Here is a 14,466-nt window from a genome sequence, read left to right as displayed (position 1 = left end):
CAACTCCTAGTGGGCGACGGCAGCTGCGACGGATTCGTCGATCAGGCGGCCTTCCTGGAAGCGGTTGAGGCCGAAGGGCTCGGCGATGGGATGGGGCCGGTCATTGGCGATGGTGTCGGCGAAGACCCAGCCCGAACCCGGAATGGCCTTGAAGCCGCCGGTGCCCCAGCCGCAGTTGACGTAAAGACCATCGACCGGCGTCTTGGAGATGATGGGCGAACGGTCGCCCGTCATGTCCACGATGCCGCCCCAGAGACGCAGCATGCGCAGGCGCGAGATGATGGGGAAGGTCTCGACGAGGGCCGTGACCGTGTGCTCGAGTGCGGGGAATGAGCCGCGCTGCGAGTAGTTGTTGTAGGGGTCCGTGCCGCCGCCGATGACAAGCTCACCCTTGTCCGACTGGCTCATGTAGCCATGGACCGTGTTGGCCATGACGACGCAGTCGATGACAGGCTTGATGGGCTCTGAGACGAGCGCCTGCAGGCACTGGCTCTCGATGGGCATCCTCACGCCCGCCATGTCCATGATGGTGGAGACGTGGCCGGCGGTGACGACGCCGATCTTCTTGGTCTTGATCACGCCGCGAGTCGTTTCGAGCCCGACAACCTTGCCGCCGTCGCGCTGGATGCCCGTCACTTCACAATTCTGGATGATGTCGACGCCCATGGAGTCCGCACCGCGGGCATAGCCCCAGGCGACCGCGTCATGACGGCCGGTGCCGCCACGCGGCTGATAATAGGCGCCGAGGATGGGGTAGCGGCAGTTCGGATCGTCATTGATGATCGGGACGATCTCTTTCACCTCAGCCGGCGTGATCATGCGGCAGTCGAGGCCGGCGAGGCGGTTTGCGTGCGCCGTTCGCTGGAAGGCGCGGAACTCATGCTGGGTCTGGCACAGCATGACGACGCCGCGGGGGCTGAACATGACGTTGTAGTTCAGGTCCTGCGACAGGTCCTCATAGAGCGAGCGGGCGAGCTCATAGATGGCGATCGAGGGGTCCTGCAGGTAGTTCGAGCGGATGATGGTGGTGTTGCGGCCGGTGTTGCCGCCGCCAAGCCAGCCCTTTTCGACAACCGCGATATTGGTCATCTTGTGGTTCTTGGCCAGGTAATAGGCGGTGGCCAGGCCATGGCCGCCCGCACCCACGATGACCGCGTCATACTCATGCTTCGGATTGGGCGAGCGCCAGGCGCGTTCCCAGTCCTTGTGGTAGTTCATGGCATTCCGCGCGAGCGAAAAGATCGAGTACCGCGACTTCATGAGGGTGAATTCCTTGTAACTATGGGCTATCTAACAAGCCATGCATGCTGCCACCAAGGATTTTCCGACGCCCCAATGCTGCCATGCGACAATGCGACCGGGAAACGTGACGACAGGATGAATTGCATTAATAGGCCCCAAGGGAATATCTCATAGCCCACCATGATCTGGATCGCGATTACGGCCATGACCGCTGCGGTGATCGCAGCCCTTCTGCTGCCCGCCCTGAAGCGCGGGACGGGTGAGGGCGTTGACCGCAATGCCTATGACCGGGCCGTGTTCCGCGATCAGCTGGCGGAACTCGACCGCGACCTCGAGCGCGGCGTGATCGGGCCCGCCGAGGCCGAGGCCGCCCGCAACGAGATTTCGCGCCGCATCATCGCCGCTGCCGGGCGGCCGCAGGAAAGGCAGGCCGCCGCCGCCCCCGCCGTGGCGCTGCTCTGCGTGCTGCTCGTGCCGATTGTCGCCATTCCGCTCTACGTCAAGGCCGGAAGCCCCGGCCTTCCCGGCGTGCCTCTGGCCGAGCGCATGGCTCAGGCCGAGGAGAAGGGCGACTATGAGGCCCTGATCGCGAAGGTGGAGCAGCACCTGGCCAGCAGCCCGGATGACATCGAGGGCTGGAAGGTCCTGGCGCCCGCCTACCGCCGCGGCATGCGCTTCGCCGATGAGGTGGAGGCCCACCGCAACATCGTCAGGCTGTCGCCGCCCGATGCCCTGGCGATTGCCGACTACGCCGAGGCCATGGTGATGGCGGGCCAGGGCATTGTCCCGGCGGAGGCGCATGCGCAATTCGGCAAGGCGCTGGCGCTCGACCCCAAGCTGCCCAAGGCGCGCTTCTATGATGCGCTGGCGCTGAAGCAGGAGGGCAAGACGGAGGAGGCCAAGGCCGCCTTCGAGGCCTTCCTCAAGGATACCCCCGCCGATGCGCCATGGCGGCCCATGCTGGTGGCCGAAATGCAGGACATGGGCGCCAAGCCGCCCGCACTTGACAGCGAGACGATGGCCGCCGCGCAGGACATGAGCGCGGAAGACCAGCAGGCGATGATCCGGACCATGGTGGACGGGCTGGAGGAAAGGCTCGCCGCCAACCCGGACGACCTCGACGGCTGGCTGCGGCTGATCCGCTCACGCGCGGTGCTGGGCGAGGCCGGCAAGGCCAAGGACGCGTATGACAAGGCGTTGGCGCAATACAGCGGCAACGCCGATGCGCTGGCGCAGATCGCTGCCCTGGCAAAGGACATGAAGCTGCAATGACCAGAAAGCAGAAGCGCCTGACCATGATCCTCGGCGGGCTCTCCGTCATCGGGCTCGCGGTAGCGCTCGTGCTCTATGCGCTGTCCGGTACCATCACCTTCTTCCATACGCCGAGCGACCTGGCCGAAACCGGCGTGAAACCAGGCGAGCGCATCAGGCTGGGCGGCATGGTGGAGGACGGCACCGTGAAGAAGGGGCCGGGCACCGCCACCAGCTTTTCCGTGACCGACCAGATCGCCGCCGTCACGGTGACTTACAACGGCATATTGCCCGACCTGTTCCGCGAGGGGCAGGGTGTCGTCACCGAGGGAAAGCTGCAGGAGGACGGCACCTTCGTGGCCGACACCGTGCTGGCCAAGCATGACGAGAACTACATGCCGCGCGAACTGGCCGACAGCCTGAAGGAAAAGGGCGTGAAGCTCGGCAAGAGCGCTGAAGATGGAGGATATCAATGATACCGGAGATCGGGCATTTCGCATTGATCCTCGCTGTCGGCGTGGCGCTCTATCAGACGCTGGTGCCGCTCTATGGTGCGCAGCGGGGCGATGTGGCGCTCATGCGCACGGGCATTTCGGCCTCCGTGCTGCAGTTTGCGCTGGTGCTGCTGGCCTTCCTGGCGCTGACGCACGCCTATCTGGTCTCCGACTTCTCGGTGCAGAACGTGTTCGAGAACTCGCATTCGGCCAAGCCGATGATCTACAAGATCAGTGGCGTGTGGGGCAACCACGAGGGGTCGATGGTGCTGTGGGTGCTGATCCTGGCGCTCTACGGCGCCGCGGTTGCGCTGTTCGGGCAGAACCTGCCGATGCAACTCCGCGCCCGGGTGATTGCGGTGCAGGGCGCGATCGGCCTCGCCTTCCTGCTGTTCATCGTGCTGACCTCCAACCCCTTCCTCAGGATCGATCCGGCGCCGATCGAGGGCAATGGCCTGAACCCGATCCTGCAGGATCCGGCCCTGGCCTTCCACCCGCCCTTTCTTTACGCGGGCTATGTCGGGCTCTCCATCGCCTTCGCCTTCGCGGTGGCGGCCCTCATCGAGGGGCGCGTGGACGCCGCCTGGGCGCGCTGGGTGAGGCCGTGGACGCTCGCCGCCTGGATGTTCCTGACGGTGGGCATCGCCATGGGATCCTGGTGGGCGTATTACGAGCTTGGCTGGGGCGGCTGGTGGTTCTGGGACCCGGTCGAGAACGCAAGCTTCATGCCCTGGCTGGTGGCGACCGCGCTGATCCACTCGGCGATCGTGGTGGAGAAGCGCAATGCGCTGAAGATCTGGACGGTGCTGCTCTCCATCCTCGCCTTCTCGCTGTCGCTGATGGGCGCCTTCCTGGTGCGCTCGGGCGTGCTGACCTCGGTCCATGCCTTTGCGGTGGACCCGGACCGCGGGCTGTTCATCCTCATGATCCTCTGCTTCTTCTCCGGCGGCGCGCTGGCGCTGTTTGCCTGGCGGGCGCCCGCGCTGAAGGCCGGCGGGCTGTTCGCCCCGGTGAGCCGCGAGGGGAGCCTCGTGCTCAACAACCTGCTGCTCTGCGTGTCCTGCCTCGCGGTGTTCGTGGGCACGCTCTATCCGCTGGCGCTCGAGACGCTGACGGGCGAGAAGATCTCGGTGGGCCCGCCCTATTTCAACCTCACCTTCGGGCCGATCATCCTGCCCTTGCTGCTGATCGTTCCGCTGGGCCCCTTCCTCGCGTGGAAGCGCGGCGACATGGGGCTTGCCATGCAGCGGCTGTGGCTGGCGCTGAGCCTGTCGGTGGCGGTGGGCCTTCTCGTGCTGGCGCTCAACATGCGCGGGCCCTGGCTGGCGCCCGTCGGCATGGCGGTGGCGGCCTGGCTGGTGCTGGGCGCGCTGTTTGACCTCGCCGCGCGGATCTCGCTGTTCAAGGCGCCGCTGGCGACCAGCTGGCACCGGCTGCGGGGGCTTCCGCGCTCGGCGCTGGGCGGCATCCTCGCCCATGCGGGCGTTGGCATCATGACGGCGGGCATCATCGCCATTTCGCTGTGGAAGATCGAGGTGATCGTGGCGCTGAAGCCGGGCGAGAGTGCTGATGTCGGCCGCTACAACGTGACCTTCACCGGCGAGGCGCCGCTGACGGGCCCCAACTACACCGGCCGCATCGGCAGCTTCCTGCTGAAGGAGGACGGCCGCGAGATCGCAACCCTCACCTCCGAGAAGCGCGAGTTCAAGCCGTCGGGCATGCCGACGACCGAAGTGGGCCTGTACCAGACCTTGCTGGGCGACGCCTATGTGGTGATGGGCGATGCATCTGATGACGGCGCACGGGCCGTGCGGCTCTATTACAACCCGTTCGTCAACTTCATCTGGCTGGGTTCCGCGATCATGTTCCTCGGCGGGCTCCTGTCGCTCTCCGACCGGCGCTACCGGGTGGGTGCGCCGAAGCGCGCCATTCCCGCCCAGGCGGTGCCGGCGGAATGAGGAAGCTCCTCGCCATCGCGGCCATGCTCGCGGCGCTCTCGCCCGCCTTCGCCCTGTCACCCGCTTTCGCCTTGTCGCCCGACGAGCTGCTGAAGGACCCCGCGCTGGAGCACCGGGCGCGTGCGCTCTCCGCCCAGCTCCGCTGCCTCGTGTGCCAGAATCAGTCGATCGACGATTCGGACGCGCCGCTGGCCAAGGACCTGCGCACGCTGGTGCGCGAACAGCTTTCCGCGGGCAAGAGCGACGAGGAGATCATGGCGTTCGTGGTCGCCCGCTACGGTGAATTCGTGCTGCTGAAGCCGCGGCTCACGCCGGGCACGATTCTGCTGTGGGGCACGCCCTTTGCCGTCCTTCTGATCGCCGGGGGCGCCCTGCTGCTGCGCCGCAGGCGCGTGGAAACGGCCCCGGAAATGCCGCTGACCGAGGCAGAACGGCAAGCTCTCCAGAGGGTCACCGAATAGCCTCCGGTTTGACGCAAGGGTTACTGAAGTTTCACCAGCTGGACAGGTGACGGTAAGGAGAGACTTCCTATCTTCCTCCCATCGACGCAATTGATCGATGGAGATTAGTGAATGTCTTACAACGCTACCCGCAAGGCTCCCAAGGCGCTTGGACTGTTCGCCGCGGGGCTTCTCGCCGCGACGGGCCTCGTCGCCGTCACCACCGTTCTTCCCTCGACGCCCGCCACTGCGCAGAACCAGCTGCAGGCCGCGGCGATCGACCCAAGCCGCGGCTTCGCCGACCTGGTTGACCGCGTGATGCCGGCCGTCGTCAACGTGCAGGTGAAGTTCGCCAACGCCGCCGCCACCGGCGAGGAGCAGGGCGGCCGGCAGCTGCCCAACGGACTTGAAGAGTTCTTCAAGCAGTTCCCGCAGTTCCGCAACGGCCTGCCCGGCATGCAGGGCCACGGCGGCGAGGAAGGGCGCCAGCGCGGCGGCATGGGGGTCGGTTCCGGCTTCATCATCTCGGCTGACGGATATGCCGTGACCAACAACCACGTGGTCAAGGACGCGGATGAAGTCTCCGTCACCATGAAGGATGGCACCGAGTACAAGGCCGAAGTCATCGGCACCGACGAGAAGACCGACCTGGCGCTCATCAAGATCAATGGCGAGGGCAAGACCTTCGACTACGTCGCCTTCACCAAGGACGAGCCGCGCGTCGGCGACTGGGTGATGGCGGTTGGCAATCCCTTCGGCCTCGGCGGCTCCGTCACCACGGGCATCATCTCGGCGCGCGGCCGCGATATCGGTGCTGGCCCCTATGACGACTTCCTGCAGATCGACGCGGCCATCAACCGCGGCAACTCGGGCGGCCCGGCCTTCAACCTCGAGGGCGAAGTGGTGGGCATCAACACCGCGATCTTCTCGCCCTCGGGCGGGTCAGTCGGCATCGGCTTTGCCATCCCGGCCGCGGTCGCTGAAAACGTGATCGCCAGCCTCAAGGAATCGGGCACGGTGACGCGCGGCTGGCTGGGCGTCAGGATCCAGCCGGTGACGGAGGACATCGCCGAAAGCCTCGGCCTCGCCGCGGCCAAGGGCGCCATCGTCTCCGACGTGACCGAAGGATCGCCCGCTCTCGCCGCCGGCATGCAGCAGGGTGACACCATCCTGAAGGTCGACGGCAAGGAGATCAACGACTCGCGCGATCTCTCGCGCAAGGTGGCGCAGCTTAAGCCTGGCCAGTCCATCCCCGTGACGCTGGTGCGTGACGGCAAGACCATGGACCTCGCGGTGAAGATCGGCACCATGCCGAGCGATCCGAAGATGGCCTCCAAGGATGGCGGGTCCGGGCAGGGCAGCCTGTCGCTCTCCGACTTCGGCCTCAAGGTCGCCCCGGCCCAGGACGGTGCCGGTGTGGTGGTGGCCGAGGTCGAGCCCGGCAGCCCCGCCGCCGAGCGCGGCCTGAAGGCTGGCGACGTGATCCTCGAGGTGGCAGGCACCGAAGTGCACCAGCCCTCCGACGTGCGCGCCGCGCTGAAGGACAACACCAAGAAGCGCGTGCTTCTGCTGGTGAAGACCGAGGACGGCCAGCGCTTCCTGGCGCTTCCCACCGCCAAGGGCTGATCAAGAACAGGGCACGCGGGACAACGCCCCCACCCCCGCTCCGCGTCACGCGTGCCTCACAGCGCGGAGGCCGGCTCCCCCAGACGGGACGCCGCCTCCGCGCTTCCCCCTTTTCACCGGAGATGGAACATGCAAGTTAGAGAGTCCGAAACCCCTGTCTGGACAGCAAAGCCGACTCGCCAGCCCATGCGCATTCTTGTGATCGAAGACGACCGTGAATCGGCGAGCTGGCTGGTCAAGGGTCTTGCTGAATCCGGCCATTTGGCCGACCTCGCCGCCGACGGTGAGGAGGGCCTGGGCCTGGCGCTTGAAGCGGTGCACGATGTGCTGATCGTCGACCGCATGCTGCCGAAGATCGATGGCCTCACCATCATCCGCAAGCTGCGCGAGCTCAACATCAAGACGCCCGTGCTGATCCTCTCGGCCTTGGCCGACGTCGACGAGCGGGTGAAGGGCCTGCGCGCCGGGGGCGATGACTATCTCGGCAAGCCCTATTCCTTCGCCGAACTGCTGGCGCGCGTGGAAAACCTCGGCCACCGCGCCAAGGAAGCCCCGCTCGAAACAAGGCTGCGCGCCGCCGACCTCGAGATCGACCTGCTGACGCGCAGCGTGACGCGCGCCGGCAAGCCCATCCTGCTGCAGCCGCGCGAATTCAAGCTGCTCGAATACCTCGTGCGCAATGCCGGCCACATCGTGACCCGCACCATGCTGCTCGAGAATGTATGGGATTATCACTTCGACCCGCAAACCAACGTCATCGATGTGCACATCTCCAGGCTCCGCGCCAAGATCGACAAGGGCCATGACGAGCCCATCCTGCAGACGGTGCGCGGCGCGGGATACATGATCCGCGACACGTGAGCGCGCGCGCCAAGCTACTCCGCACCTCGACCTTCCGCCTCGCGGCGCTGTATCTCATCGTCTTCGCGCTCTCGGTGAGCGCGCTTCTGGGCTATGTCTACTGGAACACCACGGTGCTGCTGGAGCGGCAGACCGACGAGACGACCCGCGCCGAAGTCCAGGCGCTGGCAGACCAGTATCGCCTGCGGGGCCTGCGCGGCATCATCGATACCATCCAGCGCCGCAGCAGCGACGACAGCGGCTCGGTCTATCTGCTGGCGGACGCCAAGGGCCAGCGCATTGCCGGCAATTTGACCAGCCTGCCCCCGATGCCCCAGGCGGAGGCAAGCTGGATCGAATTCCCGCTCGATGTCGAGAAGGGCTCGGCACGCGAGCGGCACATCGCGCGCGCCTTCCACACCGACCTGGCCGGCGGCTTCAGCCTCGTCGTCGGCCGCGACGTCGAGGCGCTGCGCCAGTTCGGCAACATCATCCGCCGCACCATCTTTTATGCGCTCGCCATCGCGCTTGTGCTGGGCCTGGGCGGCGGCCTGCTGATGAGCCGCAACTTCCTCCGGCGCGTCGATGCCATCACGGAAGCCAGCCGCACCATCATGGCGGGCAACATGTCCGGCCGCATGCCGGTGCAGGGCTCGAGCGACGAGCTCGACCGGCTGGCGCTGGCGCTGAACGAGATGCTGGACCAGATCGAGAGCCTGATGGCGGGCATGAAGGAGGTCTCGAGCAATGTCGCGCATGACCTCAAGACGCCGCTCACCCGCATCAAGGCGCGCGTCGAGGCGGCGCTGCGCTCCGGCCACGAGGCGGACTACCGCGCGGCACTCGAGAGCACCGTCGATGACTCGGACCGGCTGCTCGAAACCTTCAACGCGCTGCTGTCGATCGCCAGGGCCGAAGCCGGCCAGTCGCGCTCGGGCCTGGCGGCCGTCGACGCAAGCACGATCATCGCCGACGTCGTCGAACTCTATGAGCCCATGGCGGAAGAAGAGGGCGGCTCGCTGGTCAGCCAAACCCAGGCCGGCCTCAGCGTGATGGGAGACCGCCAGCTGCTCTCCCAGGCGCTCACCAACCTTCTCGACAATGCCCTCAAATACGGCGCACGCGAGGGCGAGACGCCGCAGATCACGGTGACCGGCAAGATCGAGGCCGACAAGGTGGTGATCACCGTGGCCGACCACGGCGAAGGCATTCCCCCCGAGGACCGCACCCGCGTGACCGAACGCTTCGTGCGCCTCGATTCAAGCCGCAGCAAGCCCGGCAACGGCTTAGGGCTCAGCCTCGTCTCCGGCGTCATGAAACTCCACAAGGGCGCACTGCTGCTGGAAGACAACAACCCGGGCCTGGCGGCCCGCCTGGTCCTGCCGCTGCACCGCCCGCCGGACAAGGGGCTGCCGGTTCAAGCCCGGTGACATGGCAGCTCTCGCGCGCGTTCCGGCCAGGTGGAAACACATCGCCTAAAAGAACTCGCGCAAGATCAATGGCTTGAGCATGATCTTGGTGCAAAAGTGGTTTCCACTTCTGTGGATCATGCTCTAGAATTCAGCCATGCCCATTGCTCCGCCGCTTGAGCCGCTTGATGCCGATGCCGTCCGCCTCTTCCGGGAGGCGATGCCGGAGGGGGGCATTCCGGCGCAGGTGCTGCCTCTGGCGGAGGCCATTGCGGGCGGGTCTGCCTTTCTCCGGCTGTTGATGCTGCGTGATCCGGCGTTTACGGGACGTGTGTTCCGGGAGGATCCGGACCTGCTGCTGGGGCTGCAGCTTGAGGGGCTCACATCCATTCCGGCGGAACCTTCGCAGGCGGAGGCGATGGCGCGGCTCAGGCAGCTGCGCAAGCGGGTGGCGCTGCTCGTGGCGGTGGCCGATCTTTCCGGGCGCTGGGATGTTGAGGCGGTGACGGGCGCGCTCACGGACTTTGCCGATGCCTCGCTTCAGGCGGCCACGGCCTGGCTCCTCTCGGATGCCGCGCGCGCAGGCAAGATCACGCTCAAGGATCTTGCCAATCCGCTTGAGGGCTCGGGCTATGTGGCGCTTGCCATGGGCAAGCAGGGCGCGCGTGAGCTCAACTACTCGAGCGACATCGACCTTATCGTTCTCTACGATCCGGCGACCCCGCTCATCTCGGATCCCGACGAGGCCTCGACCTTCTTCGTGCGGCTCACCAGGCGGCTGGTGCAAATGATGCAGGACGTGACGGAGGATGGCTATGTCTTCCGCACCGACCTGCGCCTGAGGCCCGATCCGCGCGCCACCCAGGTGGCGATCTCGATCGAGGCGGCTGCCGTCTACTATGAGAACCAGGGCCAGAACTGGGAGCGCGCCGCCATGATCAAGGCGCGGGCGGCTGCGGGCGACATCGCACTGGGCGCGGAATTCCTTGACCGTCTCAAGCCCTATGTGTGGCGCAAGTACCTCGACTTCGCGGCGATTGCCGATGTGCAGTCGATGAAGCGGCAGATCCATGCGGTGAAGGGCCATGGCGAGATCAAGGTCAGGGGCCATAACCTGAAACTCGGGCGCGGCGGCATCCGCGAGATCGAGTTCTTCGTGCAGACACAGCAGCTGATCGCGGGCGGCCGCAACCCCAAGCTTCGCGGGCGGGGCACGCTCGCCATGCTCGACCAGCTGGCGCAGGCCCAGTGGATCAGCACGCAGGCCGCAGAGGAGCTGAAGGGCTGCTACCGCTTCCTGCGCATGATCGAGCACCGCGTGCAGATGGTGAACGACGAGCAGACCCATGCGCTGCCCGCCGGCGACGGGCCCTTCGAGAGCTTCGCGCGCTTTGCGGGCTTTGCCACGCCCGCGGCCTTCGAGGAGGAGGTGCGCCGCACGCTTGAATGCGTGCAGGGCCATTACGCGCGGCTGTTCGAGCAGGCCGAAGAGCTTGGCACTGACACGGGGAGCCTCGTCTTCACCGGCGGTGAGGACGATCCGGAGACGATCGAGACCCTGTCGCGCATGGGCTTCAAGGGGCCCAGCGAAGTCTCCGCCACCATCAGGGGCTGGCACTTCGGCCGCTATGCGGCAACCCGCAGCGCGCGCTCGCGCGAGTTGCTGACGGAGCTGATGCCGAAGCTTCTCGCCGCGCTCGCCTCGATGGGGGATGCCGACCTCGCCTTCCTCGCCTTCGACCGCTTCCTCGGCGGGCTGCCCGCGGGCGTGCAGCTGTTTTCGCTGCTCAAGGCCAATCCGAAGCTGCTCGATCTCCTGGCCACCATCCTCGGCAGCGCGCCGCGCCTTGCCGAGCAGCTGAGCCGCAGGCCGAAGGTGCTGGATGCCGTGCTCGACCCCGGCTTCTTCTCCTCGCTCCCTTCTGAAGCGGAGATCCTGCGGCTGATCGGCACCACCATGCCCCCGGAGCTGGAACTCGACGAGGTGGCGGACCGGGCCCGCATTGCTGGCAAGGAGCAGGCCTTCCGCATTGGCGTGCGCGTCCTCTCCGAGACGGCGGGCGCTGAGGAGACGGGCCGCGCCTTCTCGCTGCTCGCCGGGCTGCTGCTCGGCCGGCTGCACGAAACGGTGACCCGTGATGCCGCGCGCCGTTATGGCTCCGTGCCGGGTGGGCGCAGCGCGGTGATCGCCATGGGCAAGCTCGGCGGCAATGAGATGACGGCGGGTTCCGACCTTGACCTCATCATCATCTATGATGCAGCACCGGGTGCTGAGGTGAGCCTCGGGCCCAAGCCGCTGAGCATCAACCAGTATTTCGCGCGGCTGACGCAGCGCCTGATCTCGGCGGTATCCGCACCCACGGCGGAAGGCGTTCTCTATGAGGTGGACATGCGGCTCCGGCCCTCGGGCAGCAAGGGGCCGGTGGCGGCCAGCCTCGCCAGTTTCGAGGACTACCACCGTGGCTCGGCCTGGACCTGGGAGAAGCTGGCGCTGACGCGCGCCCGGCCGGTCTGCGGCGATCCGGGGCTGACGGAAGAGATCGCCCGCCAGATCCGCCGTGCACTGGCCGAGCCACGCGACGCCGTGAAGGTGAAGGCCGACGTCGTCGACATGCGCCGGCTCATGCTGCGCGAGCAGGGATCCGGCGGGGTGTGGGACGTGAAGCGGACGCGCGGCGGCCTGGTCGAACTCGAATTCATCGCCCAGACGCTGCAGCTGATCCACGCCGCAGAGCATCCGGAGGTTCTGGACACCAACACGCTGATGGCCTTCGAGAAGCTGCACCGGGCGGGTCTCCTCACCGGCGGCGACCATGGCGTGCTGAAGCGCGCGGGCCTGCTCTACCATCGCCTCACGCAGATGCTGAGGCTCTGCCTCGACGGGCCCTACGAGCCCGGGAAATCCCTTCCCGCGCTCAACATGCTGGTGGCCAACTCCGCCGCCGCCCCGGATATCCGGGCGGCGGAGGCGCTGCTGGCAGACACCCAGGTCGAGGTGGCCCGGCTCTTCGACCGCCTGGTGGGTCCGGTTTCCTGAGACGGCCGCGACGGAATTGCGGTTCACCGCCGTCTTACTGTCCGGACAACAACAGGAGGAACGTCCGATGACCCGTTTCGCGCTCGCTCTCGCCCTGATGGCCGGTATCGCCATCGCCCCGGCCCCCGGCATGGCCATGGAACCCTATTTGCCGCGCACTCCCAAGGCCTTCAGCAAGACCGATGCCGACACCAACGGCAAGGTGACGGCAGCTGAACTGAGGCCCTTTGCCGAAAAGCGCTTTGCCCGGCTGGACAAGGACCGCAATGGCGCCGTCACAGCGGCTGAGATCGACGAGGTGCTGCTGCGCGCCCTCGAGCGCCGCCGCGGCCGGATCCTTGCCAAGCTCGACGCCGACAAGGACGGCGTGATCACCCGCGCCGAGCTTGACCAGTTCACCGAGGCGATGGTGGCCTCGGCTGATGGCGACCGGGATGGGGGCGTCAGCCTCGCGGAGGCGCTCAACTACAAGGTTGCGAAATTGAAGAAATCCGCTACGGGAGAGCAATCCAACTGACCCTGAGCCAGGCACCAGGATTTGACACGCGACGCCCCGGCCTTCCGGCAGATGACGGATGCCAGCCTGCTGGAGGCCGCTGCTGCGGGCTCCCAGGCGGCCTTCGCCGAGATTGTCAGCCGGTATTTCCAGCCGGTCTACCGGCTTGTCTGGCGCTTGACGGGCGGGGCCGCCGATGCTGAGGACATTGCCCAGGACGCCTTCGTGAAGCTGTGGAAAAATCCGTCACAGATTCGCGAGGGCGCGGCGCTCAAGGGTTGGCTGATGCGGGTTGCCTCCAATGCGGTGATCGACGGCAGCCGCAGGCCGCGGGTATCTCCGCTGGAGGATGCGCCCGAGCCCCAGGACCCGCAGGCGCAGCCGGATGCACCCCTGGACCGCGCCCAGGCGGCAAGGCTGGTGGACGGCAGGATCGCCGCGCTGCCAGAACGTCAGCGGCTGGCGCTCTCGCTTGTGTATTTCGAGGGCCTGTCCAATATCGAAGCCGCCGCCGTGATGGAGGTGAGCATCGAGGCGGTGGAATCGCTGCTGGCGCGGGCGCGCCGCAGCTTGAAGGAAAGCCTGTCGGCCGAGTGGCGTGACCTCATCGGCGGATTGGCGGAAACAGGACTTTGAGGACTGAGATGAACGACGGCAATGACATGCGCCGGGACCCGACCCCCGACGAGGATGAGCGGGAGGCAGGCAGGCTGCTGCGGCTCGCCTCCGATCCGGCGTTGCCCGAGGGCGCCACGGCGCGGCTCATGGCGCGCATCGCGCAGGAACGGCAGGTGTCCAATGTCGTGGCGCTGCCGCCGCGGCGCAATGCCTTGCGCTATGCTGCCGCCCTGCCGCTGGCTGCGTCGCTGGCGCTCGGCGTCTATCTGGGCGCGCAAGGAACGCTCGACTTCATGTTGCCAGGTGCGATCACCGGCGGCGTTGCCCAGTACGACGACGTGCCTGATGATCTGGGCGGCGTGGGCGAGGCTGACGCCTTTGCCGAGGAAAGCTTCTCATGAGCGAGACCGCGACTGCCACGGCCGCCCGCCGCTTTCCATGGCTGAAGGCGGCGCTCATCGCCTCGCTGGCGGTCAACCTGCTGTTCGTGGGGGCGGGTGTGGCGCGCTTCATGGTGCATGAGCCGCCGGAACGGGTGGCTGGCCTTTCCCAGGTGCAGCTTATTCCGCGCAAGTTCTTCGGCGAACTCGATCAGGCCCGCAAGGCTGAACTGCTCGGCGTGTTCCGTGAGATGGGCCCCGCCTTCCGCGACGGCCGGCGCGCGGCGCGTGAGGAGATCGCCGTGCTGGCATCCGCCCTCGACGCCGAGCCCTACGACCCTACCCGCGTCGAGGCCGCCGTTGGCAGTTTCTCGGACAGAAGCGGCAAGCTCGTCACCGCAGGCGGCCAGACTGCGCTGAAGCTCATTGCCATGCTGACGTCCGGAGAACGAAAGCTTCTCGCCAAGCATATCCGCCAGCGCGCCGATCGGGGCCGGGGCAGGGGTGACAAGCGGGAGGATTGATCCCCTGATCTCGCTTGACCGCTTTAGAGCGTCACACGTTCATGTGGAATCGGATGGGGGTTCCCAAATCGGCTGAAAAGTGATTCACGGTATGCGGAGGTGAAAGCCATGCCGCATCCTTTGTCGAACGACTTGCGTGAACGCGTGGTGG

Annotated in this window: 13 protein-coding genes; 12 read left to right on the top strand and 1 reads right to left on the bottom strand. The window is 66.6% G+C overall.

What is annotated here, in order from left to right; genetic code table 11:
• Positions 1-6: 6 nt before the first annotated feature.
• Positions 7-1,260 carry a sarcosine oxidase subunit beta family protein gene (locus tag ACILRA_RS03000; RefSeq protein WP_395660607.1) on the bottom strand — a complete coding sequence of 418 codons (1,254 nt, stop codon included), beginning with the start codon at positions 1,258-1,260 and terminating at the stop codon, positions 7-9.
• A 162-nt stretch (positions 1,261-1,422) separates the two neighbouring features.
• Here ACILRA_RS03000 and ccmI point away from each other — a divergent pair, with 162 nt between their 5' ends.
• The 12 genes from ccmI to ACILRA_RS02940 all read left to right on the top strand — a co-directional run bounded on the left by ccmI (position 1,423) and on the right by ACILRA_RS02940 (position 14,315).
• Complete coding sequence (ccmI, locus tag ACILRA_RS02995) at positions 1,423-2,514, top strand: c-type cytochrome biogenesis protein CcmI (protein ID WP_395660606.1); 1,092 nt, start codon at positions 1,423-1,425, stop codon at positions 2,512-2,514.
• Entirely contained in the window at positions 2,511-2,969 is a 459-nt protein-coding gene (gene ccmE, locus ACILRA_RS02990) for a cytochrome c maturation protein CcmE (RefSeq protein WP_395660605.1), read from the top strand. Before ccmI ends, ccmE begins: the two co-directional genes overlap by 4 nt.
• Positions 2,966-4,945, top strand: a complete 1,980-nt coding sequence (locus ACILRA_RS02985) for a heme lyase CcmF/NrfE family subunit (RefSeq protein WP_395660604.1) — start codon at positions 2,966-2,968, stop codon at positions 4,943-4,945. The genes ccmE and ACILRA_RS02985 overlap by 4 nt, the downstream gene beginning before the upstream one ends.
• The gene (locus tag ACILRA_RS02980) at positions 4,942-5,406 is read left to right on the top strand and encodes a cytochrome c-type biogenesis protein (RefSeq protein WP_395660603.1); all 465 of its coding nucleotides are present in this window, start codon (positions 4,942-4,944) and stop codon (positions 5,404-5,406) included. Before ACILRA_RS02985 ends, ACILRA_RS02980 begins: the two co-directional genes overlap by 4 nt.
• 111 nt (positions 5,407-5,517) lie before the next feature.
• Positions 5,518-7,011, top strand: coding sequence for a Do family serine endopeptidase (locus tag ACILRA_RS02975; RefSeq protein WP_395660602.1), 1,494 nt, complete (start codon positions 5,518-5,520; stop codon positions 7,009-7,011).
• A gap of 186 nt (positions 7,012-7,197) precedes the next feature.
• Complete coding sequence (locus ACILRA_RS02970) at positions 7,198-7,872, top strand: winged helix-turn-helix domain-containing protein (protein ID WP_395660623.1); 675 nt, start codon at positions 7,198-7,200, stop codon at positions 7,870-7,872.
• Positions 7,869-9,281 (top strand): ATP-binding protein, encoded by a 1,413-nt coding sequence (locus ACILRA_RS02965; RefSeq protein ID WP_395660601.1) that lies wholly within the window; start codon positions 7,869-7,871, stop codon positions 9,279-9,281. Before ACILRA_RS02970 ends, ACILRA_RS02965 begins: the two co-directional genes overlap by 4 nt.
• A gap of 136 nt (positions 9,282-9,417) precedes the next feature.
• A complete protein-coding gene (locus ACILRA_RS02960; RefSeq protein WP_395660600.1) occupies positions 9,418-12,297 on the top strand; it encodes a bifunctional [glutamine synthetase] adenylyltransferase/[glutamine synthetase]-adenylyl-L-tyrosine phosphorylase in 2,880 nt (959 codons plus the stop codon).
• 67 nt (positions 12,298-12,364) lie between these two features.
• Positions 12,365-12,814, top strand: coding sequence for an EF-hand domain-containing protein (locus tag ACILRA_RS02955; protein WP_395660599.1), 450 nt, complete (start codon positions 12,365-12,367; stop codon positions 12,812-12,814).
• 21 nt (positions 12,815-12,835) lie between these two features.
• Positions 12,836-13,429 carry a sigma-70 family RNA polymerase sigma factor gene (locus tag ACILRA_RS02950; protein ID WP_395660598.1) on the top strand — a complete coding sequence of 198 codons (594 nt, stop codon included), beginning with the start codon at positions 12,836-12,838 and terminating at the stop codon, positions 13,427-13,429.
• A gap of 8 nt (positions 13,430-13,437) precedes the next feature.
• Positions 13,438-13,812, top strand: a complete 375-nt coding sequence (locus ACILRA_RS02945; protein ID WP_395660597.1) for a hypothetical protein — start codon at positions 13,438-13,440, stop codon at positions 13,810-13,812.
• Positions 13,809-14,315, top strand: a complete 507-nt coding sequence (locus ACILRA_RS02940; RefSeq protein ID WP_395660596.1) for a periplasmic heavy metal sensor — start codon at positions 13,809-13,811, stop codon at positions 14,313-14,315. The genes ACILRA_RS02945 and ACILRA_RS02940 overlap by 4 nt, the downstream gene beginning before the upstream one ends.
• Positions 14,316-14,466: the final 151 nt, after the last annotated feature.

The sequence above is a fragment of the Aestuariivirga sp. genome, assembly GCF_044239095.1.
Classification (GTDB): Bacteria; Pseudomonadota; Alphaproteobacteria; order Rhizobiales; family Aestuariivirgaceae; genus Aestuariivirga.
Note: the sequence above shows the minus strand (reverse complement) of the source record. Positions and strands in the feature narration are given on the sequence as shown.